At 54.4% G+C, this 22,564-nt stretch carries 20 protein-coding genes; 10 read left to right on the forward strand and 10 right to left on the reverse strand.

Going from position 1 to position 22,564, the window contains the following annotated elements; genetic code table 11:
* Positions 1 to 257: 257 nt before the first annotated feature.
* Positions 258 to 785 carry a flavodoxin FldA gene (gene fldA / locus BUB06_RS09395; RefSeq protein WP_010285453.1) on the reverse strand — a complete coding sequence of 176 codons (528 nt, stop codon included), beginning with the start codon at positions 783 to 785 and terminating at the stop codon, positions 258 to 260.
* Between the two features lie 889 nt (positions 786 to 1,674).
* On the opposite strand from fldA, the gene BUB06_RS09400 reads away from it, so the two are divergent.
* The gene (locus BUB06_RS09400; RefSeq protein ID WP_039472534.1) at positions 1,675 to 3,342 is read left to right on the forward strand and encodes a methyl-accepting chemotaxis protein; all 1,668 of its coding nucleotides are present in this window, start codon (positions 1,675 to 1,677) and stop codon (positions 3,340 to 3,342) included.
* Positions 3,343 to 3,474: 132 nt separating this feature from the next.
* Here the strand turns inward: BUB06_RS09400 and ybfE are convergent, their stop codons facing one another.
* Positions 3,475 to 3,756: a LexA regulated protein gene (gene ybfE / locus BUB06_RS09405; RefSeq protein WP_010285457.1), complete on the reverse strand. Its 282-nt coding sequence runs from the start codon at positions 3,754 to 3,756 to the stop codon at positions 3,475 to 3,477.
* 290 nt (positions 3,757 to 4,046) lie between these two features.
* Positions 4,047 to 4,814: an esterase gene (gene ybfF, locus BUB06_RS09410; protein WP_039472536.1), complete on the reverse strand. Its 768-nt coding sequence runs from the start codon at positions 4,812 to 4,814 to the stop codon at positions 4,047 to 4,049.
* Positions 4,815 to 5,087: 273 nt separating this feature from the next.
* Here ybfF and seqA point away from each other — a divergent pair, with 273 nt between their 5' ends.
* On the forward strand, positions 5,088 to 5,627 hold the full coding sequence (gene seqA, locus BUB06_RS09415; protein ID WP_039472538.1) for a replication initiation negative regulator SeqA: 540 nt from the start codon (positions 5,088 to 5,090) through the stop codon (positions 5,625 to 5,627).
* A gap of 47 nt (positions 5,628 to 5,674) precedes the next feature.
* On the forward strand, positions 5,675 to 7,318 hold the full coding sequence (gene pgm / locus BUB06_RS09420; protein ID WP_039472539.1) for a phosphoglucomutase (alpha-D-glucose-1,6-bisphosphate-dependent): 1,644 nt from the start codon (positions 5,675 to 5,677) through the stop codon (positions 7,316 to 7,318).
* 63 nt (positions 7,319 to 7,381) lie between these two features.
* Here pgm and BUB06_RS09425 read toward each other — a convergent pair whose 3' ends face one another.
* The 7 genes from BUB06_RS09425 to kdpF all read right to left on the reverse strand — a co-directional run bounded on the left by BUB06_RS09425 (position 7,382) and on the right by kdpF (position 15,976).
* A complete protein-coding gene (locus tag BUB06_RS09425; RefSeq protein WP_010309405.1) occupies positions 7,382 to 7,810 on the reverse strand; it encodes an EamA family transporter in 429 nt (142 codons plus the stop codon).
* Positions 7,811 to 7,892: 82 nt separating this feature from the next.
* A complete protein-coding gene (gene kdpE / locus BUB06_RS09430) occupies positions 7,893 to 8,573 on the reverse strand; it encodes a two-component system response regulator KdpE (RefSeq protein ID WP_039472541.1) in 681 nt (226 codons plus the stop codon).
* Positions 8,574 to 8,578: 5 nt separating this feature from the next.
* Positions 8,579 to 11,341, reverse strand: a complete 2,763-nt coding sequence (gene kdpD, locus BUB06_RS09435) for a two-component system sensor histidine kinase KdpD (protein ID WP_039472543.1) — start codon at positions 11,339 to 11,341, stop codon at positions 8,579 to 8,581.
* Between the two features lie 102 nt (positions 11,342 to 11,443).
* On the reverse strand, positions 11,444 to 12,019 hold the full coding sequence (kdpC, locus tag BUB06_RS09440; RefSeq protein WP_039472545.1) for a potassium-transporting ATPase subunit KdpC: 576 nt from the start codon (positions 12,017 to 12,019) through the stop codon (positions 11,444 to 11,446).
* Between the two features lie 19 nt (positions 12,020 to 12,038).
* Positions 12,039 to 14,183, reverse strand: a complete 2,145-nt coding sequence (gene kdpB, locus BUB06_RS09445; RefSeq protein WP_039472546.1) for a potassium-transporting ATPase subunit KdpB — start codon at positions 14,181 to 14,183, stop codon at positions 12,039 to 12,041.
* 15 nt (positions 14,184 to 14,198) lie between these two features.
* The gene (gene kdpA / locus BUB06_RS09450; RefSeq protein WP_039472548.1) at positions 14,199 to 15,887 is read right to left on the reverse strand and encodes a potassium-transporting ATPase subunit KdpA; all 1,689 of its coding nucleotides are present in this window, start codon (positions 15,885 to 15,887) and stop codon (positions 14,199 to 14,201) included.
* Positions 15,887 to 15,976, reverse strand: coding sequence for a K(+)-transporting ATPase subunit F (kdpF, locus tag BUB06_RS21765; protein WP_039290783.1), 90 nt, complete (start codon positions 15,974 to 15,976; stop codon positions 15,887 to 15,889). Before kdpF ends, kdpA begins: the two co-directional genes overlap by 1 nt.
* Positions 15,977 to 16,398: 422 nt before the next feature.
* Between kdpF and BUB06_RS09460 the strand changes: the two genes are divergently transcribed.
* From BUB06_RS09460 to pxpA, 7 genes are all read left to right on the forward strand, one after another.
* Positions 16,399 to 16,605 carry a YbfA family protein gene (locus BUB06_RS09460; RefSeq protein WP_010299142.1) on the forward strand — a complete coding sequence of 69 codons (207 nt, stop codon included), beginning with the start codon at positions 16,399 to 16,401 and terminating at the stop codon, positions 16,603 to 16,605.
* 276 nt (positions 16,606 to 16,881) lie between these two features.
* Entirely contained in the window at positions 16,882 to 17,841 is a 960-nt protein-coding gene (locus BUB06_RS09465) for a YbgA family protein (RefSeq protein ID WP_039472551.1), read from the forward strand.
* Between the two features lie 21 nt (positions 17,842 to 17,862).
* Positions 17,863 to 19,329 carry a deoxyribodipyrimidine photo-lyase gene (gene phrB, locus BUB06_RS09470; RefSeq protein ID WP_039472553.1) on the forward strand — a complete coding sequence of 489 codons (1,467 nt, stop codon included), beginning with the start codon at positions 17,863 to 17,865 and terminating at the stop codon, positions 19,327 to 19,329.
* Positions 19,322 to 20,065: a type 2 GTP cyclohydrolase I gene (locus BUB06_RS09475; RefSeq protein WP_010284983.1), complete on the forward strand. Its 744-nt coding sequence runs from the start codon at positions 19,322 to 19,324 to the stop codon at positions 20,063 to 20,065. The genes phrB and BUB06_RS09475 overlap by 8 nt, the downstream gene beginning before the upstream one ends.
* A gap of 156 nt (positions 20,066 to 20,221) precedes the next feature.
* The gene (gene pxpB / locus BUB06_RS09480) at positions 20,222 to 20,878 is read left to right on the forward strand and encodes a 5-oxoprolinase subunit PxpB (protein WP_039472555.1); all 657 of its coding nucleotides are present in this window, start codon (positions 20,222 to 20,224) and stop codon (positions 20,876 to 20,878) included.
* Positions 20,872 to 21,816, forward strand: coding sequence for a 5-oxoprolinase subunit PxpC (gene pxpC / locus BUB06_RS09485; protein ID WP_039472557.1), 945 nt, complete (start codon positions 20,872 to 20,874; stop codon positions 21,814 to 21,816). The genes pxpB and pxpC overlap by 7 nt, the downstream gene beginning before the upstream one ends.
* Positions 21,806 to 22,543: a 5-oxoprolinase subunit PxpA gene (gene pxpA / locus BUB06_RS09490; protein ID WP_039472559.1), complete on the forward strand. Its 738-nt coding sequence runs from the start codon at positions 21,806 to 21,808 to the stop codon at positions 22,541 to 22,543. Before pxpC ends, pxpA begins: the two co-directional genes overlap by 11 nt.
* The last annotated feature ends 21 nt before the right edge of the window (positions 22,544 to 22,564 follow it).

A 22,564-nucleotide genomic window follows, 5' to 3' on the forward strand; every position in this document is an offset into this window, starting at 1 on the left:
CAAAAGCGTCTCAATTATAGAACCGCGCATACAAAATGAAAACAAGCGAATGTTAACAATATTGTCCCCATTCACACTATTGGTATACAACGCAATTCGTTGTTGATGAATGAGGAAATGATGATGCACATACAAAGCCGATGGGATTATTGTACAGGTTTACTGATAGAAGTTAAAAAAATGTATCAATTATTATGAAAGGTTTTACCTATCAATGCTGTTTCGGCTCTGATAGGGATTATCAGAGCCGAAATGGCTTAGCCAACCAGTTCTTTCAGGTTCAGCTCATCGCTGATCTGTTTCACCCACGTTGTTACGCGTTCGCTGGTCAGTTCAGGCTGACGGTCTTCATCGATAGCCAAGCCGATGAAGTGATTGTCGTCGGCGAGTCCTTTAGAGGCTTCAAAGTAATAGCCCTCTGTTGGCCAGTGGCCGACAATCGTCGCGCCGCGCGGCTCAATAATGTCACGGATGGTGCCCATGGCATCACAGAAGTATTCTGCGTAGTCTTCCTGATCGCCGCAGCCAAACAGGGCAACCAATTTTCCTGTGAAATCCACTTCTTCCAGCGACGGGAAGAAGTCATCCCAATCACACTGAGCTTCACCGTAATACCAGGTTGGAATACCCAGCAGCAGAATATCGAAACCTTCGAGGTCTTCTTTGCTGCTTTTGGCGATGTCATGAACATCAGCAACGTTGGTGCCTAACTGCTGTTGAATCGTTTTGGCGATGTTTTCAGTGTTGCCAGTATCACTGCCAAAGAATATTCCGATGAGTGCCATGAATTGAATAACCTCTTGATTCCTAATGGTATGGTGTAATATTTCACCCACTTATCTGTTAATAATAACAGACACTCACATCGGGAGAAACTCGTATCGGTAAGGATGCGTAAATCAAGAGCGTGTGACATGCGAAGGTGAGTAAGGAAACGAAACGTATCTCTGCTTGATGCTAAATTCCCCATAATGAATAGGGATTATGTTATTGTCTGAGATTACGCACACATTTCCTTAATATAACTGAGGTTATATATTTGCAACGACGTTTCATTTTTTATGAATGTATTTTTTATTTCCTTGTTTGTTTCAATTGTAATTAAAAGCAGACTTCTGTTTGTGAAAAATAAAAATCACGGAGCGGTACATTACTAATCCTGGGAATTAAAATGCACACAAAAGATAATGTTTTTATAGAAATGAAAACCTGTAACATTTCTCGGGAATATTCTTAATAAATGGAAATAAGAATTATAACCATTTGCAGCTGAAACGATGCAATCATGAAAGAAAGGCTTTTATTCTTTTGATGTTAAAGAATAAAATGAAAGCTCATCTCAAACCACCTTATTGCCTAATGGTATGTCCATGCCAACGCAAGCAGGACGCGGGCGCGCGGCACGTTTAATTGCAACTCTATGATTAAAATACTTATATCTATAGAAATAGGTGAATTTATTCTCAGTGTGAAAAATTATTTTAATAAATATAGCAAGAACGCTAAATATTCTCTGTATTTAGCCGATGAGTTAGCGTGGTTTTTGAGTTTTCAACTCGGTGAAATGTGAACGCTAGGGAGAAGTGACCTGTTTCATGGTGTGAATTTTCTGATTCATATCGGTTGATTAGCGATAAAAATCTTTTTAACCATTTTCCTGATTTGGAGTGAGCTATGAAACTTATAAAAAATATTGCCATCAGAACCGCGATGCTGTGGGTGCTGGGCATTTTTTGTGTTCTTTGGGGGGGCGTATCGATATATACCATGTTCTCTTTTAAAGAGATGACGGCGACCTCGAAAACCAGCACTTTGCTGGTTCAGAACATGAATTTTATCAACCAGGGCAACGATCAATATTTCCGTATGGTAACCCGTCTGGCGCGTGCAGTTGACGCTCGTCGCAGCGGTGATAATGCCACTGCAGATAAAGAGCAGGCTTCTGCACTTGTTGCGCTGGATAAACTCAAGTCTGATTTGGTGGCGTTTAACGCTATCGATCATGCGGGTCTGGATGCTGCACTGGTACAGGCCGTCAGTCGTGACTGGAATAACCTGGTTGTTCAGGGCGTTGAACCGCTTTACCAGAAGGCCGTTGCCAACGCGCTGGATGACTACCAAAATCAGGCCAAGAACGTTGTGCCGCCATTGAGTCGTCAGTTTGGTGCCTCTCTCTCTGCATTCAGTAACGCCAGCGCAGAGAAATTCGATGCCGCAGGTGTCCGTTTCGAACAAATCACCACGATAGGACAGAACATTTTGCTGAGCGGGTTGGTTATCGGCCTGGTCATGCTGTTCCTGACCGACCGCTATCTGGTGGTGTGTCTGGTTCGTCCGTTAAACGATCTGCGCTATCACTTTAGCGTGATTGCTTCTGGTCACCTGGGCAAGCCGATTCTGGACTTTGGTAACAACTGCGTGGGTCGTCTGTTCCCACTGCTGCGTGAAATGCAGGGGAGTTTGGCTAGCACGGTTAGCACGATCAGAAACAGCACGGATTCCATCTATCAGGGCGCTTCTGAAATTGCCGCGGGCAACAACGATCTGTCTTCACGTACCGAAGAACAGGCTTCTGCGCTGGAAGAAACCGCAGCGAGCATGGAGCAACTGACGGCGACGGTGAAACAGAACGCCGAAAACGCCAACCACGCCAGCCAACTGGCATTGCAAGCCTCGACAACGGCGAAGAAGGGCGGTGAAATCGTTGAGAACGTGGTGAAAACCATGGCGGAAATCTCCGGCAGCTCAAGAAAAATCGCAGAGATCACCACCGTGATTAACGGCATTGCGTTCCAGACTAACATTCTGGCGCTGAACGCGGCGGTAGAAGCGGCGCGTGCGGGTGAACAAGGCCGTGGGTTTGCCGTGGTGGCGGGCGAAGTCCGCAGTCTGGCGCAGCGCAGTGCGCAGGCGGCGAAAGAGATTGAAGGGCTGATTTCTGAGTCTGTTCGCTGTGTGGATACCGGTTCCAATCTGGTTAGTGATGCGGGTGACACCATGCAGGATATCGTCCGTGCGGTGACTAACGTGACGGATATCATGGGTGAAATTGCGTCGGCATCGGAAGAGCAGAGCAAAGGGATTGCACAGGTGGGTCAGGCCGTGGCGGAAATGGACAGCGTAACGCAGCAAAACGCCGCGTTGGTGGAACAGGCCTCGTCAGCAGCCTTGTCGCTGGAAGAGCAGGCGGCGCTGTTGAACCAGACCGTGTCGCTGTTCCAACTGTCCGATACGCAGTCAGGGCTGCAAGTGGCGGCAAAACCGGTGCAGAAAACGCCGGCGATTGCCCCGCGTGCTGGCAAAGCGCTACCACCCAGTAACGACAACTGGGAAAAATTCTAAGCGTCGTTTTAGCCTGAGATAGCGTGTTTAATCTTGGATGAACGTTCAGGCGGCGTCAGAAATGGCGCCGCACAAGATGTGAATGCTTAAGTTATGTGAGTACTACGTTATATAAATAGCGGGTTACGTCAATCAGGATTGCTGTTCGGCCAACTGCGCCAGCAGCATCTCTTCAATCAATTCACTGCGGCTAATGTTCCGCTCTTCAGCAAGGCTGTTCAGGATATCGACGGCGTCGCTGTTAATCTTTAATTCGACACGGCGCAACCCACGAACTTTGTCGCGACGTAGTTGATTACGTTTGTTGATTCTTAGTTGTTCGTCACGCGTGAGCGGGTTGGTCTTGGGGCGGCCCGGACGACGCTCGTCTGCGAACAGATCCAGTGTGGTGCGATCCGTTTGTTCTTTTGCCATAAGTAATGATACTGCAAGGTATTCGGACCAAAATACACCGCGCTGTCCGTCTTGTTCTACAGATAAAATCGATGCCTATTCTCACCCTGCTACAGGATTGTCAGGTGGCGGTTTTCTATCTGTGAAACATGTCGGGAAGTTATGCGTGCATTCTGATGAAGTGGTTACAATGCTTGTGGCTGAATCAGCCGTCCCTCTACTGCGGGCGCCATCATACCCTAGCCGCACTGGCGGCGACAACGGTTAACTGCCGCCGTTATCATGAATCCGCCAGTGTCAGTGTCGTCTGGTTAATTCGTGTCCAGAAAACGGTGAATAGCACGCAAAACCGCATCGGGTTTTTCTGAGTGAACCCAGTGTCCAGCACCGCTGATCACATGCGCACGCGCCGCCGGGAATTGACGCAATAGCGAATCGCGGTAGGAATCGTCCAGATAGGGAGAATCGCCGCCGCGAATGAACAGGATTGGCCCTTGCCAAGCCGGAACCTCTTGCCAGCCGACGATGTTTTCGTACTCATCCCACAAAACAGGTACGTTAAAACGCCACTCTCCCTGTTGGAAGGATTTCAGCAAAAACTGAATCACGCCTTCTTCTTTTATATGCTGGCGCATTAATGCTGCCGCTTCCGCGCGTGATGTCACGCCCGCTTCTGTTACAGCACGCAGTGCGGCAAAGATAGTGTCGTGGCGACGCACCTGATAATCCACCGGAGCGATATCAATGGCGACCAGTTTGTCCAACCGTTCGGGAATGAGCGCGCTGAGCGCCATGGCGACTTTTCCGCCCATCGAATGCCCAATAACGATAGCGCGTTCGATGTTCAGTTCATCCAGTAATGCCAGCACATCCTGCGCCATCGCGGGGTAGTTCATTTGCGATGAACGTGGCGACAAACCGTGATTGCGTAAATCGATTTGCAGAATGTCATGCGTATTTTGCAAATCCCGGCCCAATACGCCAAGGTTATCTAATGTGCCAAACAGGCCATGAATCAGGACGACAGGGAGCTTATCTGTGGGCTGGTGCGCATTTTGCCAGCGATGATTCAATTTCATGGTGAAGTTCATTCAGAGAGACATGGGCTTAGGGTATCATGACTTTAGAATCAATGTTGTCGCTGAAGGAACAGTATAGCCACTCGAAGGGATGTGAAAGGCATTGGGGCATAGTCTGACTTTTGCTATTGTCCCACTATGCCGCTGTTCGATAATGTTTGAACGCCTGTATAATCCTTTTGATTTGAGTCATCTACCCATAGATGTCGGGTTACAGAAGGGAAACGTCTCTGTAATTTGCATGGTAATGGGTAAAAACAGCACTGGATAAAGATGAAAACTATTGAAGTCGACGAAGAGCTTTATCGTTATATTGCCAGCCACACACAGCATATTGGTGAGAGCGCATCGGATATTTTACGGCGCATGCTGAAATTTACCGCTGGGCAGCCTGTCACAACACCAGCGGTAGCGGCTGTTGCAACAACGACGACGTCTCAGCCTGCCGCTGCGCCGAGCCCGCGCGATCGGGTACGAACCCTGCGTGAACTGCTGCTGTCGGATGAATACGCTGAACAGAATAAAGCCATCAATCGCTTTATGCTGGTTCTGTCCACGCTGTATACCTTATCGCCGCAGGAATTTGCTGCCGCGACAGAATCCCTTCATGGCCGCACCCGAGTCTATTTCGCGGGCGACCAGCAAACGTTGCTTCAGCATGGCACACACACCAAGCCCAAACATATTCCGGGCACGCCATACTGGGTGATTACCAACACGAATACCGGTCGTAAACGCAGCATGGTTGAGCACATCATGCTGACGATGCAGTTCCCAGCGGAACTGACAGAAAAAGTGTGCGGAACCATCTAATTATTTATTAACTACTTATCTAACTACAGCGTTAGGGAGAAGCGCCAATGGCTAATCACCCAAGGGCCGGACAGCCTGCCCAGCAGAGCGATTTGATTAATGTGGCACAGTTAACGTCACAATATTATGTGCTGCGCCCGGAAGTCGGCAACACAGCGCACGCGGTGAAATTCGGTACGTCTGGCCATCGCGGTAGCGCGGGGCGCCATAGCTTTAATGAACCGCACATTTTGGCAATTGCGCAGGCGATTGCTGAAGAGCGTAAAAAGCAAGGTATCAGCGGCCCGTGCTATGTCGGTAAAGATACTCATGCGCTCTCCGAGCCGGCGTTTATCTCCGTGCTTGAGGTGCTGGCTGCCAACGGTGTGGATGTGATCGTTCAGTTGGATAATGGCTTTACCCCAACGCCTGCGGTGTCTAATGCGATTCTGGTTCACAATCGTCAGGGCGGTGCGCTGGCGGACGGCATTGTGATTACGCCGTCCCACAACCCGCCGGAAGATGGTGGCATCAAATATAATCCGCCAAACGGTGGCCCGGCAGATACCAACCTCACCAGTGTGATTGAGACGCGCGCGAATGCGCTGCTGGCGGATGAACTGCGTGACGTGAAACGCATTACGCTGGATCAGGCGTTGAAAAGCGGACACGTCCATGAACAGGATTTGGTTCAGGCCTATGTAGAAGGGCTGGCTAGCGTGGTGGACATGGCGGCGATTCAACGCGCTGGCCTGAAGCTGGGCGTCGACCCGCTGGGTGGTTCTGGCATTGCCTACTGGCAGCGTATCGCAGAGCACTACAAGCTGGATTTGACGCTGGTTAACGATGCCGTCGATCAGACATTCCGCTTTATGTCGCTGGATCACGACGGTGTGATCCGTATGGACTGCTCATCAGAATTCGCGATGGCTGGGCTGCTGGCGCTACGTGACAAGTTTGATCTGGCATTTGCCAACGATCCTGACTATGACCGCCACGGTATTGTTACCCCGGCAGGGCTGATGAACCCGAACCACTATCTGGCAGTGGCAATCAACTACCTGTTCCAGCATCGTCCACAGTGGGGACAGTCTGTTGCCGTCGGCAAAACGCTGGTATCCAGCGCAATGATCGACCGCGTAGTGGCAGATTTGGGTCGTAAGCTGGTAGAAGTACCGGTTGGCTTCAAATGGTTCGTTGACGGTCTGTATGACGGTAGCTTTGGCTTCGGTGGTGAAGAGAGTGCGGGGGCGTCTTTCCTGCGTTTCGATGGCACGCCGTGGTCGACGGACAAAGACGGCATCATTCTGTGTCTGCTGGCGGCGGAAATTACGGCCGTGACGGGTAAAAACCCGCAGCAGCACTATGACGAGCTGGCACAGCGCTTTGGCGCACCGAGCTACAACCGTATTCAGGCTTCTGCGACACATGCACAAAAAGCTGCGCTGTCTAAGCTGTCGCCTGAGCAGGTGTCGGCCAGTACGCTGGCGGGCGATCCGATTACCGCACGCCTGACCGCCGCTCCGGGGAACGGGGCATCGATTGGTGGCCTGAAAGTGATGACGGAGAACGGCTGGTTTGCCGCGCGTCCTTCTGGTACGGAAGAAGCCTACAAGATCTACTGTGAAAGTTTCCTCGGGGTGGAACACCGCGAGCGTATCGAGAAAGAAGCGGTAGAGATTGTTAGCGCGGTTCTGGCAACGGCTAAATAAGTGGAAAGGCGCTGCTTGCAGCGCCTTTTTTAATCTTGTGCAGCGATAAAACGTAGAGTGTATTTATCCCAAGGCGACAAGCAACGCTCCCACTGAAATCAGCGCAACGCCAGCTCCTGCCATCAGCGAAATTTTTTCTCCCAGCAGTATGACCGCCAGCACGACGGCGAAGACCACACTGAGTTTATCGATCGGCGCGACCTGTGCGACGTTACCGTTCTTCAACGCGACAAAATAAAACAGCCACGACAGCGCACCCGCGACACCGCTGAGCACAATGAACAACAGTGCTTTTTTATTGGCGACAACCTCACCGACCAGCGCCAGCTTACCTTGCGCGACCACCACGCCCACCAGAAAAAGTGCCATGATGACGGCACGAATTGCAGTCGCCGTATTGGCGTCCAAATTCTGCAAACCAATCTTGCCAAATATCGCAACCATCGCAGCACATACAGCAGACAGCAAAGCGTAAATTAACCAACTACTCATGACGACGTATTCCTGAAGAAAAGACAAGCGCGTGCAGCGGGAGGGATTCTCCACGGACGTCGCCTGATACAGAAAGATGATTTTACGGCATAAAACGATAGCCGATAGCGGTTTCAGTCAAGAGATGGCGTGGTCTTGCCGGGTCGCTTTCCAGCTTCTGGCGCAGATGCCCCATATAAATACGCAGATAGTGGCTGTGCTCGACGGCGTTTGGCCCCCAGACCTGCGTCAGGAGTTGGCGCTGCGTTAGCACTTTACCGGGGCTGGCGAGTAGTGTTGCCAGTAGACGAAATTCGATGGGCGTCAGGTGCAGTTCCTGACCATCACGATTGACCTGCCGGTTAAGCAAATCGACAGTAATATTACCGAAGCTCACCAGCGGCGTTTTCTGCTGCGTATTGCTGTGGCGACGCAGCGCGACGCGCAACCGTGCCAGCAGCTCGCCGATGCCGAACGGTTTTGTCAGATAGTCATCGGCACCGGCATCCAGCGCGTCTATTTTATCCTGCTCGTCGGTACGGGCAGACAGCACAATCACGGGCAGGCTGCTCCACTGACGTAAATCGCGGATGTAGTCGATACCGTTGCCGTCCGGCAGGCCCAAATCGAGAATAATCAGATCGGGTTTGCGCGTGGCCGCCTCTAGCAAGCCGCGCTGCATCGTTTCGGCGTCAAACACGCGGCAGCCTTCGCTTTCCAGCGCCTGACGAACAAAACGACGGATCTCTTTTTCATCTTCAACGATCAGAATAGTGGCCTGCAATGGATTCAGTGCTCCTCAATATCTTCCGGGTCGAGATCCGGCGGTGCTGACAGCGGTAACGTGAAATGGAAAGCGGCACCGCCACTTTCCGCATTCGTTGCCCAGATACGGCCACCGTGAATTTCCACAATTGCCCGACAGATCGCCAGCCCCAGCCCCACGCCGGGAATCGATGACTCTTTGTGACCACGGGAAAATTTATCAAAAATCATGCTTTCCTGGCCGTGTTCAATCCCCAGGCCATTGTCCTGCACGATGATTTCCAGCGCGCTCTCCTGTGCATCGGGCTGCGAGGCAGCGCTCTCTGAAATAAGGCTTGCTGGGATAACGCGTGCTGAAATCGCGATCGTGGCCTGCTCTCCGGCGTACTTCAGCGCATTCTCCAGCAGATTAATGAACACGCGCTCCACCAGCCCGGCATCACAATAAACCAGAACCATCTCATCAGGTAGATTAACCTGAATGGTGTTTTTTGCCAGTGCGCTTTCCAGCTGTTGCAGGGCACTGCCGATAAGCTCCTCTGGCGTTTGCCACTCTTTGCGCAGGTTAAAACCATCCGACTGAATGCGCGCCATATCGAGCAGATTATTCACCAGTCGCGTGGTGTTCAAAATATGCTGGCGAATCTGGTTGGCCTGTTGGGCATAAGGCGACCCCTCGCTTGCCAGATTCAACGTCAGAATCTCGGCCTGACCAAAAAGGACGGTCAGCGGTGTACGGAGGTCGTGCGAGAGTGCGGCAAGCAGCGAGTTACGCAACTGCTCACGTTCGGCATCCAGCCGGGCATTCTCCGTGCTTTGCACCAGATGCAGACGCTCCAACGCATTGGCAATCAGTACGGTAAAGGTTTCCAACAGGCGCTGCTGTTCGGGAATCATCAACTGCCGAGCGTTATTAGGCTCGATCGCCAGCACGCCGAAGATTTGCTGCGTGGTGGCGAGTGGCAGAATCTGGTACGACACGCCGGGCAGGGTGGATGTTCCCGCTCCGGCTGGCGCGCGGTGATCGAAGCTCCAGCGGGCGATAGCATGATCGACAATCAACTGCTGACTATCCCGTGCGGGGTGCGCGAGTTCGGGCGAGCTATGATGCAGGCTGTCGGCGAGCAGAACAGCGATTCTGGCCTGAAACGTCGTGCTGAGAAAGTGCTGGCTGGCTTCGACAATATCGGTGCTGGACAGGCTGCGGTTCAGCGCTTTGGACATCTCATACAGATGGCGGACGCGCTGCTCGCGATAGCGGGCGACTCTGGCCTGATAGCGTACGCCAGCGGTCAGATTACCGACCAGCAGGCCGACGCCGAGCATCACGGCAAAAGTGACCAGATATTGTGCGTCCGACACGGCAAACGTGCCGCGCGGCAGAATAAAGAAGAGATCGAAACTGGCGACGTTGATGACGGCGGCGAACACCGACGGCCAGCGGCCAAAGAAAAGCGCAACGATCACCACTGCCAGCAGATAAATCATCACCAGATTGACTGGCTCCAGCATGGCAAACGGCGACCACGAGGCGAGCAGGGTAATAAAGGCGCACAGCAGCGTGGCAAGCCCGCAGCCAAACAGCTGCATACGCCATTTTTCTACCAGTCCGCGGGCATCAGGCGTTTTAATCGGTGCGGCTGGCGCATCATCCTGCACGGCCACCACGACCAGATCGAGATCCGGCCCCAGCCTGCCGAGTCGTTCGGCAAAACGCGTGCGCCACCACCAGCCGAAGCGCTGCTCCACATGGCGACCAATGACGATTTTGCCGAGGTTGTGCTCACGCGCATAGCGCAGGACGGCAAGCTCTTCGTCGGGTTCGGACAGCGTAACGGTTTCTGCCCCTAAATCCTGTGCCAGCTTGAGCGCCCGCAAGATGGCGCGTCGCTGCGGTTCCGGCAAGCGGTGCAGACGCGGCGTTTCGACGTAAACGGCGTGCCAGGCACTGCCCAACCGTGCCGCCAGCCGCGCTGCCGTACGCACCAGTTTTTCATTGCCCGTGCCGTGGCCGATGCATAACAGAATGGCATCGCGCGTATGCCAGACTTGCTCGCGGCCTTTCCCGGCACGCATGGCGCGCATTTGATCGTCAACCCGATCCGCCATGCGCCGCAGCGCCAGCTCACGCAGGGCGATCAAATTGCCTTTACGGAAAAAATTCTCGACGGCACGCTCGGCCTGAAGCGGCAGATACACTTTGCCTTCATTCAGGCGCTGGCGCAGATCGTCCGGCGGCAGGTCCACCAAAATAACTTCGCTGGCCTGATCGAAGATCGGGTCAGGCACGGTTTCCCGTACGCGAATCCCCGTGACGCCGCCGACCACGTCGTTCAGGCTTTCCAGATGCTGAACGTTCACGGTGGTAAAGACATCGATACCGGCATCGAGCAATTCCTGCACGTCCTGCCAGCGTTTAGGATGGCGAGAGCCGTTGACGTTACTGTGCGCCAGTTCGTCGATCAGAATCAGCGCCGGACAGCGCGCCAGTGCGGCATCCAGATCGAATTCAACCGTGTGGCGACCGTGATGGCGAAAATGCCTGAGCGGCAGTAGCGGTAAACCCTCCAGCAGCGCGGCGGTTTCGCTGCGACCGTGGGTTTCGACCACGCCGACAAGAATATCTAATCCCTGCGCCCGCAGCCGCTGGGCTTCCTGCAACATGGCATAGGTTTTCCCGACGCCCGCGCAGGCGCCAAAAAAGATTTTCAGCTTGCCACGCGGTGGCGCACCGACCTGTGCCAACAGGCTATCGGGATCCGGGCGACGATCTTCACCGTCAATCATGTTCTATCCCTTATTAGCGCGGCCTGAACGGTGGTCAGGCCGTAGCAAAGACGGCGGGGAGTCTGGCTCCCCGTATAATAATTAATAGTAACGCACTGTTGATTAAGGCAGAGGCTTTTCCTTATCCAGCGCCAAATTCAGCAACAGAACATTGACTGCTGGCTGCCCAATAAACGCGGGCTTGCTGGTCTCAGTAAAGCGGTCGATTAATTGCTGTACCTGCTGGAGCGACATCCCTCTGGCCTGCGCGATATAGAGTGCCTGATAGCGTGCTGCCTCTGGGGAAATCTGCGGATCCAGCCCGCTGCCGGAGGCCGTCAACAGTTCAGTTGGCACCGGCTGCTGGTTGCCGATCGCCTGATGCCAGTGAGCGGCGCGTTCACCGATCAGTTTATCCAGCGCCGGATTGCTGGCGGCCAGATTGCTACCGCCGGACGCCAGTGCATTATACGCGGCATCTGACGTGGCCGACGGACGCCCCTGAAAATAGCCCGCCCGACTGAACGATTGCCCGATCAGGGATGAACCGACGACGGCATTCTCACGGTAAATCAGCGATCCGTTTGCCTGTGTTGGGAACAGCCACTGTGCCAACACCGTTGTCAGCAGCGGGTAGGCCAGACCGGTAAACAGCAGCAGTAATAAGAATAAAAACAAAGAAGAACGTAAATAGCGCATAGCGTATACCCGTCAGTCCTTAAGCCAGATTCAGCCCGGTCAGTAACATATCGATGAGCTTGATACCGAGGAACGGCACCAGCAGCCCGCCAAGACCATAAATCCACAGATTGCGACTTAACTGTGCCGCCGCGCTCATGGGGCGATAGCTAATCCCTTTGAGCGCCAGCGGGATCAGAAACACGATAATCAGCGCATTGAAGATCACCGCTGACAACATGGCTGACGTGGGAGAATGCAGTTGCATTACGTTTAGCGCATTGAGCTGCGGATAGGTGGCAGCAAAGGCAGCCGGGATAATGGCGAAATATTTCGCCACGTCGTTGGCGATACTGAACGTGGTCAGCGAGCCGCGCGTCATCAGCATCTGTTTGCCGATATGCACCACTTCGATCAGCTTGGTCGGATTGGAATCCAGATCGACCATGTTGCCTGCTTCTTTCGCTGCCTGCGTGCCGGAGTTCATAGCCACCGCGACATCGGCCTGCGCCAGCGCGGGAGCATCGTTAGTGCCGTCGCCGGTCATCGCCACCAGCCGCCCTTCGGCCTGATACTGGCGAATCAGCGCCAGCTTGGTTTCCGGTGTCGCTTCTGCCAGAAAATCATCGACGCCGGCTTCTGCGGCAATCGCTGCCGCCGTGAGCGGGTTGTCGCCGGTGATCATCACGGTTTTTATCCCCATGCTGCGCAGTTCGGCAAAGCGCGCCTTGATGCCGCTTTTCACGATATCTTTCAGCTCCACCACGCCAAGCACGCGTTTGCCTTCTGCAACCACCAGCGGTGTGCCCCCGCTGCGTGCGACGTTGGATACCGCTTCTTCGACCTGATGCGGGAAATCACCATTGTTTGCTTCAATGTAGCGACGCAGGGCATCGACCGCGCCTTTACGAATGGCACGCTGCCCAAAATTGACGCCACTCATGCGCGTTTGGGCGGTAAAGGGAACAAAGGTGGCGTCCAGCGACGTTAAGTCCTGCTCCGGCAGATTAAAGCGCTGCTTTGCCAACACCACGATGCTGCGGCCTTCAGGCGTTTCATCGGCTAAAGACGCGAGGCGTGCGGCGTCAGCCAGCGCCTGTTCGGTCACACCCGGCGCGGGCAGAAAAGCGGAAGCCTGACGGTTACCCAGCGTAATGGTGCCGGTTTTATCCAGCAGCAGAACGTCGATATCGCCCGCCGCTTCGACGGCACGTCCGCTGGTGGCAATCACGTTAGCCCCCAGCATCCGGCTCATCCCAGCCACGCCGATAGCCGACAGCAGGCCGCCGATAGTGGTCGGGATCAGGCAGACGAGCAGAGCGACAAGCACGGTCACGCCGACGATATCGCCACTGTTATTCGCCTGTACGCCGAACCAGGAGAAAGGGTAGAGCGTGGCAGTCACCAGCAGGAAGATGAGCGTAAGCTCGATCAGCAGAATGGTTAAGGCGATTTCGTTCGGCGTTTTCCGGCGCTGTGCCCCTTCAACCATGGCGATCATTCGGTCGAGGAAGGTTTCGCCGGGATTGACGCTGCACTGAATCACCAGCCAGTCGGACAGCACGCGGGTGCCACCCGTAACGGAAGCGAAATCGCCGCCGGACTCGCGGATCACTGGCGCGGATTCCCCGGTGATGGCGCTTTCATCGACGGACGCACCGCCTTCCAGCACCTCGCCGTCGCACGGAATGGTTTCACCCGCGCTCACCAGCACGATATCGCCTTTACGCAGGCTGTCTGCCGGTACCGATTCTGAACTGGCATCGTGATTCGGCGCGGAGAGCTTGTTAGCCCAACTGGTTTTCTTGACGCCTTTCAGCGCGTTTGCCTGCGCTTTGCTGCGACCTTCCGCCAGTGCTTCGGCCATGTTGGCGAATAGCACGGTAAACCACAGCCAGAGTGACACCAGCCCGGTAAACACGGCATTCCCTTCCGTTTTACCTGCCAGAATAGTCAGCCAGACGAGGGTGGTCAGCATACTGCCGAGATACACCACAAACATGACCGGGTTGCGCCACTGTATGCGCGGGTCGAGTTTCTTCAACGCATCTTTCAGCGCCGAACGGATTAACGTTCTGTCAAACAGCGTTTGCTGTTTACGTTTGCCAATCTGGCGGGAGGCCTCACCCTGTTGGGCTGAGGTCGGTTCCTGTGTTGCCTGATGATTCATCGTGTGACGAGTCATAAAGAGTCTCCAGCCTTAGTGAGTCAGGCCGAACTGTAAATGTTCAGCAACTGGCCCTAACGCCAGTGCAGGGATAAACGTCAGCGCACCAATCAGCAGAACGATGGCGATGAGCATGCCGATAAACAGCGGGCTGCGCGTCGACAGTGAGCCTTTGCTTTCCGGCTGGCGCTTTTTCATGACCAGCGAACCAGCGATAGCCAGCACGGGCACCATGACGGCAAAGCGGCCCAGCAGCATCGCGACAGCGAGCAGGACGTTATAGAACGGCGTATTGACGCTCAGGCCAGCAAACGCACTGCCGTTGTTGTTTGCGGCGGAAGACACCGCATAGAGCACTTCGCTAAAGCCGTGTGCGCCGGGGTTCAGAATGCCGCTGCGTCCCGCTTCCGTACTCAGCGCCAGCGCGGTGCCGAGCAGCACCAGTGCGGGCGGAATCAGAATCGCCAGTGCCGTCATCTTCATCTCATAGACTTCGATCTTTTTGCCCAGATACTCCGGCGAGCGACCAATCATCAGGCCGGCAATAAAGACGGTCAGAAGCACGAATAACAGCATGCCGTACAGGCCAGAGCCGACGCCGCCGAACACCACTTCGCCAATTTGCATCAGCCACATGGGAACCATGCCGCCGAGAGCCGTGAAGGAGTCATGCATTGCATTCACCGCACCTGTCGAGGTGGCCGTGGTGACAACGGCATACAGGCTGGACGTCAGGACGCCAAAACGCGTCTCTTTGCCCTCCAGATTCGCGGCGCTGTCCGCGCCTAAGGCCAGCAGATGCGGGTTACCATTGATCTCCATTTTCATCACTACGGCAGCGGCGACGATAAAGATCAGCGCCATCGCCCACAGCAGCGCGTGGCCTTGTCGCTTATCGCTGACGGCTTTGCCAAAGGCGAAGCACAGCGCAGTAGGGATCAACAGGATCGCCAGCATTTGCACGATGTTGCTCAGCGCCGTCGGGTTTTCAAACGGGTGCGCCGAGTTGGCGCCAAAGAAGCCACCGCCGTTGGTGCCCAGCAGTTTAATCGCTTCCTGTGAGGCGACGGGCCCCATCGGCAGCGTTTGGGCTGCGCCGTCCAGCGTGGTCAGATGCTGGTAAGGCAGCAGGTTCTGCAATACGCCCTGACTGACGAAAAACAGCGCTAACAGCAGAGACAGTGGCAGCAACACGTACAGCGTGATACGCAATAGATCGAGCCACGCATTGCCCAGCGTATCGACACAGCGGCGGGAAAACGCGCGGATTAACGCGAAAGCCACCGCAATGCCGCTGGCGGCGGAAAGGAAGTTTTGTACCGTTAGCCCGACCATCTGGCTCAGGTAGCTCAGCGTGTTTTCGCCACTGTAAGCCTGCCAGTTGGTGTTGGTCACAAAGCTGATTGCCGTGTTCAACGCCAAATGCCACGACAGTCCCGGCATATTTTCTGGGTTAAGCGGCAGAGCACCCTGCGCCATTAACAGCACAAACAGCACGACAATGCCGATGAGGTTAAGCGTCAGAATGGCCGCCGCATACTGCTGCCAGCGCATCTCCGTCGTATCCAAAGCGAAAAGGCGCGCAGTACCCGCCTCAAATTTTTGCAGGAACGTACTCGTTTCGCCCTCAATCAGACGGGCCAGTACGCTGCCCAACGGCTGGGCTACGATTAGCACCGTGAGCAGCAGACCAAAGATCAGTAAAAAAGCGTCAGCGGCCATCAGAATTCCTCCGCCTTCAACAAGGCATAAACCAGATAGGCCAGTAATAGCAGCACGAGCAGGCCGCCTAAGACGATGCTAAGCGTCACAACACACCTCCAGAACAGAATAGACAGCGTCAGAGTAGGAAAACGCAGGAAAAGAAGGTGCAAATTTCCCGTCTGTGGGCGTAAAAAAAGTATAAAAATGGGATGAAAAGTAGGCGGTGGAGGCCGTAAGGGCGTTGTGGCGCCAGCAACGCTGAAGGCAGTGAGAAGAGAGCATTAAAGAAGAGAGAGTAAAATGATCCAACCTAAAACCATAAATTAACCAATGGTAATTTTATTTTTAACGTCGCTGTAACTTAATGACGTAATGACGAAAAAATTGGCGATTATTTCATCTTTTACTGGTCAGATGAGTAGTAAACTTTCAGAAAAGGCGGTAAAATTTTAACCAATGTCACAGTTCTTATTTTATCGTTATGAAAAGCGCCGCTGAACAAGGGTGCTTATCCCAGAGGAGGATCGTTATGTCGCTTTATACTACTTATCCCTTGCACCGTATTCTCCTGCGTCGCGCTGCCGTGGTTGCCATCGGCGTGCTGGCGTTACCGGTGATGCTGTTCCGCCGCGATCGGGCACGTTTTTACAGCTATTTACACCGCGTCTGGCTGAAAACCAGCGATAAACCGGTCTGGATGGCGCAGTCCGAAGCCGCCGCCTGCGATTTTTATTAAGGCCAACGTCTAAGGTCTCTCGTGTTTATCTGCCATCTCCGGTAGGTAAACACGAAAAATGAACCGATGAAGTATCGGTTTAAGGATGTTTTGACGCGATTTACCCTTTTCCCTTCCCGTCTGTTCTTCCGTTATTTCTCCCCAATCTCATGATTTATTACTTTATTCTTCGCTGCGACTGCACAGAATCGTGGTGAAATCCGCTATGCTGGTCAGAGGGTTTGCAGAATGCCAACGCACGTGCAACTTGAAATATGACGGGTATAAGGATAAATCATGACGCTCGAACTCATCCCTGTTGGTATCAGCGCCTGTTTGCTCGGTAATCCCGTGCGATTTGATGGCGGACACAAGCGTTTGACGTTTGCTGCTGAACAACTGGCACCCTATTTTCGTTTTGAACCTGTCTGCCCGGAAATGGCGATTGGTTTACCGGTGCCGCGTCCGGCACTCAGGCTGGTGAGAGAAGGGGAAAGCCATATCACGCTGCGTGCCAGCAACGGTTCACCGCTGGATGTCACCCAGCAGATGGCGGCGTTTTCCGCTGACAAAGTCAGCCAGCTTCAGCACTTATGCGGTTATATCGTCTGCGCCAAATCGCCGAGCTGCGGTATGGAGCGCGTGAAGGTTTACAATGAAACGCAAAAGGATGCGCGTAAAAGTGGTATCGGCCTGTTTACGCAGGAGCTGATGCGGCAAATGCCTTGGCTCCCGGTTGAGGAAGACGGACGCCTGCAGGATCCCGGCTTGCGGGAAAATTTCATTGAGCGCGTTTATGCGTTACACGAACTGAATCAGCTATGGCAAAACGGCCTGAGCCGTGGTGCGCTGATTGCCTTTCATAGCCGCTATAAACTCCTGCTGCTGGCGCATTCCCAGCCGGAATACCGTGAACTAGGGCCGTTTGTTGCGGGGATCGATAAGTGGGAATCGCTGGAAGACTACATCGTTGAATACCGGAAACGGCTAATGAAGCTTTTGTCGAAGCCTGCGACGCGGCGTAACCACACCAATGTGTTGATGCACGTGCAGGGCTATTTCCGACGCCAGCTTAATTCTCAGCAGCGACAGGAACTGGCGCAGCTCATCGACCGCTATCGACAGGGCTTGCAGCCGCTATTGGCGCCTATCACGTTGCTAAAACATTACATGGCAGAATACCCCGATGTGTATCTGGCTCAGCAGCGTTATTTTGAGCCGTACCCCGAGGCATTACGCCTGCGTTACGGACACTAGTTTGACCGCCCGAGGAATGTCATGACCACCCATGTAGTCTGGCTACGCAACGACCTGCGCGTTACCGATAATCTGGCGCTGTACGCCGCCTGTCAGGATCCGAATGCCAGCGTGCTGGCGGTTTTTATCGCCACGCCTGCGCAGTGGGAAAAGCACGATATGGCACCGCGTCAGGCGGCCTTTCTGCTTGAGAACCTGACGCTGGTGCAGCATGCGCTGGCCGAAAAAGGTATCCCGCTGCATTACCACGAATGTGCTGACTTTGCGGCGTCGGTTGACTGGCTGGTGCAGTTTTGTGCGCAGCAGCAGGCCACCGACCTTTTCTACAATTATCAGTATGAAATTAACGAGCGCCTGCGTGATAAGCAGGTGAAAGATCGGCTGGCGGATAGCGTGGTTTGTCACGGTTATCATGACAGCCTGTTGTTACCGCCGGGTAGCGTGCTGACGGGCAACGGCGAGATGTACAAAGTGTTTACGCCCTTTCGTCAGGCCTTTATCAAACGCCTGCTGGAGTCGGATACTACGTGCGTACCGGCACCAGACGCGCGCGGTGAGCCGATCGATAACACGGTGGAACTGGCACCGTTCAGCTATTCGCAGCGCGAAGTGGATAGTGAGGATTTTCCTCGCGGCGAACGCGCGGCATTACAGCAACTGCGCCGTTTCTGCCGCGAGCAGGTGCATGATTATGATCAGCAGCGGGATTTTCCTGCGCTACCCGGCACCAGCAAACTTTCTCCGTACCTGGCGCTTGGGATCGTATCGCCGCGCCAATGTTTTAACCGCCTGCGTGCCGAGTGTCCGGATATGCTGGAACGGCGTGAGGGCGGGGCGTTTACCTGGTTTAACGAGCTGGTCTGGCGTGAGTTTTACCGCCACCTGATTGTCTCTTGGCCGCAGCTGTGTAAACACCGACCGTTCACCGCGTGGACGCAGTGGGTGAAATGGCGAGAATCACCGGAGGATTTAGCCGCCTGGCAGCAGGGGAAAACGGGCTACCCAATCGTGGATGCGGCGATGCGTCAACTGAATGAAACGGGATGGATGCACAATCGCCTGCGTATGATTTGCGCCAGTTTTCTCGTCAAAGATTTACTGATCGATTGGCGTGAAGGTGAACGCTACTTTATGTCGCAGTTGCTGGATGGCGATCTGGCGGCGAATAACGGCGGCTGGCAGTGGGCGGCGTCGACCGGCACCGATGCGGCACCTTATTTTCGCATTTTCAATCCGACAACGCAGGGCGAGCGTTTCGACCCTGAAGGTCGGTTTATTCGTCACTGGCTGCCTGAACTGGCCGCCGTGCCGGATAAAGATATTCATCAGCCCCATCGCTGGGCTGACAAACACCACCATCAGCTGAACTATCCGTTGCCAATCGTCGACCATAAAACCGCGCGTCAGAATACGCTGGCGGCATTTGAGGCGGCCAAAAATATCGGTATGGCGGATAACGATCGAGAAGAGAAAAGTAAGTATGCGTAATGTGGAACTGGAAAGAATTATTAACGAGAAACTGAGCACGGCGACGTTTCAGGACTACGCACCGAATGGTTTACAGGTTGAAGGGCGTGCGGACGTAAAACGTATTGTGACGGGCGTAACGGCCTCACAGGCGCTGCTGGATGCGGCGGTAGAGAAGCAGGCCGATGCGATTCTGGTTCACCACGGTTACTTCTGGAAAAACGAACCGCAGATTGTCTGTGGTATGAAGCGTAACCGACTGAAAACGCTGTTGCTCAATGATATCAACCTGTATGGCTACCATCTGCCGCTGGATGCACATCCGGAACTGGGGAATAACGCACAGCTGGCGGCTCTGCTGGAGATTCAGGTGCAGGGCGCGATCGAACCGCTGGTGCCGTATGGCGAACTGGCACAGCCCATGACGGCAGACGCCTTTTGCCGCCGTGTAGAAAAACGACTGGGGCGTAGCGTGCTGCATTGTGGGGATAATGCACCGCAACAGATACAACGCGTGGCCTGGTGTACCGGCGGCGGTCAGGGCTTTATTGAACAAGCGGCCCGCTTCGGGGTCGATGCGTTTATTACCGGTGAAGTGTCTGAGCAAACGATTCATATCGCGCGCGAAATGGGGCTGCACTTCTTTGCTGCCGGACACCATGCCACCGAACGTGGCGGCATCAAAGCGTTGGGCGAATGGCTGGCGGCACAGCATGGTTTTGATGTGACATTTATTGATATTCCTAACCCCGCGTGATGGGTTGAAAGTTTCTGAACCGCACAGGAATGATGTCACATTTTTGATATTGGCATTGTTGTTGCTTAGCTGTTGAGAAGAAAATAGAACAGTAAGCCACGCTAATCATTTAGCCATGTTCACCATGACGGATAAAACGCGATTCAGGAGGAAAGATTGCAACGAGCACGGTGTTATCTTCTGGGCGAGAGGGCTGTCGTTCTGGAACTGGAACCGCCAATGTCGCTGGAGAGCCAGCAGCGGATATGGGGGCTTGCCGAGCGCCTGAACCATCATGAAGAGGTGCTGGAAGCAATTCCGGGCATGAATAATCTGACAGTGCTGCTGGCGCATCCACAGCAGGTGGCGCTGGATGCGATTGAACGCTTGCAGCGCTGGTGGGAAGAGAGCGAATCGCTGGTGTTTGATCCACGCGATATCGACATTCCCGTCGTGTATGGCGGAGAAGCAGGGCCGGATTTGGTGGAGGTTGCCGCTCACAGTGGCCTGACAGTGAGTCAGGTTGTGGAAGCACACGCAGCCGCACAGTATGTGGTCTACTTTTTGGGCTTCCAGCCGGGTTTTGCCTACCTCGGCGGATTAAACGAGAAACTGCATATGCCGCGTCGCGCTGAGCCGCGCCTGCGCGTGGCAGCAGGATCGGTCGGGATTGGTGGCGCACAGACGGGGATTTACCCGCTGGCGACGCCGGGTGGCTGGCAGCTGATTGGTCGCACCTCGCTGAAATTGTTTAATCCACAAACGATGCCGCCCACGCTGCTGCGTCCTGGCGATAACGTTCGGTTTCTGCCACAGAAGGAGGGCGTATGCTGAAGGTTATCCATGCCGGATTACATACTTCGGTGCAGGACGGCGGTCGCATCGGCTTTCGCCGTTTGGGTATCAGCCAGTCAGGCGCGCTCGATCTGCCTGCACTGACAATGGCCAACCTGCTGGTGGGCAACGCGGAGAATGCTGCCGCGCTGGAAATTACGCTGGGCAAGTTTACCGCAACATTCACCACCGCCTGCTGGGTGGCGTTGACTGGTGCGGACTGTCATGCCGACTTGGATGGAAAACCACTCTGGACAGGCTGGCGTTTCGCTGTGAAGCCGGGACAAACGTTGAAAATGCGCATGCCGCGTAACGGAATGCGCAGCTATCTGGCGCTGTCCGGTGGCGTGGATGTGCCGGAAGCGCTTGGTTCGCGCAGTACCGATTTGAAAGCCGGTTTTGGGGGCTTTGACGGACGTTTGCTGATGGATGGCGATGAACTTCCGCTGGGAACGCCGACTCGTGAACTGACGCAAGAAGTCGGTATCAAGCAGTTGTTATTCAGCAATCGCGTGCGGGCCTTGCCGGGGCCGGAGTATCAGGAATTCAGCGAGGAAATGCAGGAACTGTTCTGGCGAACTTCTTGGCAACTGAGCCCGCAAAGTAACCGTATGGGTTACCGTTTGCTGGGTGCTGAGCTACAGCGCGCTGCATTGCCGGGCAGCAAACCGCGCGAGCTGCCATCGCATGGGCTGCTGCCGGGCGTGGTGCAGGTTCCGCATAATGGTCACCCTATCGTACTGCTGGCAGATGCGCAGACGACCGGCGGTTACCCGCGTATTGCGACGGTGATCGAAGCGGACTTATTCCATCTGGCGCAAATCCGACTCGGCGAGCCGATACATTTTATTCACTGTACGCAGGCACAGGCGCAAAAAGCCGCCGAAGAACAGCGACGTTACCTCGAACAGCTGGCGTGGAGGCTGCATGATTATTGATCTGAATGCCGATCTGGGTGAAGGCAGTGAGAACGATGAAGCGCTGCTCAAGTTGGTGACGTCTGCCAATATTGCCTGTGGGTTTCATGCTGGTGATGCACAAACCATGCGTCAGTCGGTGCGTTGGGGAATTGGCTATGGGGTCGCGCTTGGCGCACACCCGAGCTTTCCCGATCGTGAAAATTTTGGCCGCAAGGCGATGAATGTGCCTGCGGAAATTGTCTTTGCACAGGTGGTGTATCAGCTTGGCGCACTCAGCGCGATCGTCGCTGCTGAAGGGGGCACGTTGTCGCACGTTAAGCCTCACGGCATGCTTTACAATCAGGCGGCATGCGAACCGGTGCTGGCCGATGCGATAGCCAAGGCGGTGAAAGTGGTGAATCCGGCGTTGCGCTTAGTCGGGCTGGCGGGAAGCGAATTAATCCGCGCTGGGCAACGGCTGGGGTTGGAGACGCGTCAGGAAGTGTTCGCCGATCGTTGCTATCTGCCTGACGGATCGCTGGTGCCACGCACTCAGGCGGGGGCATTGATTAACAGTGATGAGCTGGCGCTGGCGCAGACGCTGGAGATGATTCAACGTCAGCGGGTTAGGGCGATCGACGGCTCCTGGGTTAACGTACAAGCGGATACCGTATGTATTCACGGCGATGGACAACACGCGCTGCTGTTTGCCCGCAAACTGCGTAACTGCTTTAGCCAGCATCAGATCGCTGTTGCGGCGGCATAATCATTATTTTTGTATGACGGG

The sequence above is a fragment of the Pectobacterium carotovorum genome (assembly GCF_900129615.1).
Taxonomy (GTDB): domain Bacteria; phylum Pseudomonadota; class Gammaproteobacteria; order Enterobacterales; family Enterobacteriaceae; genus Pectobacterium; species Pectobacterium carotovorum.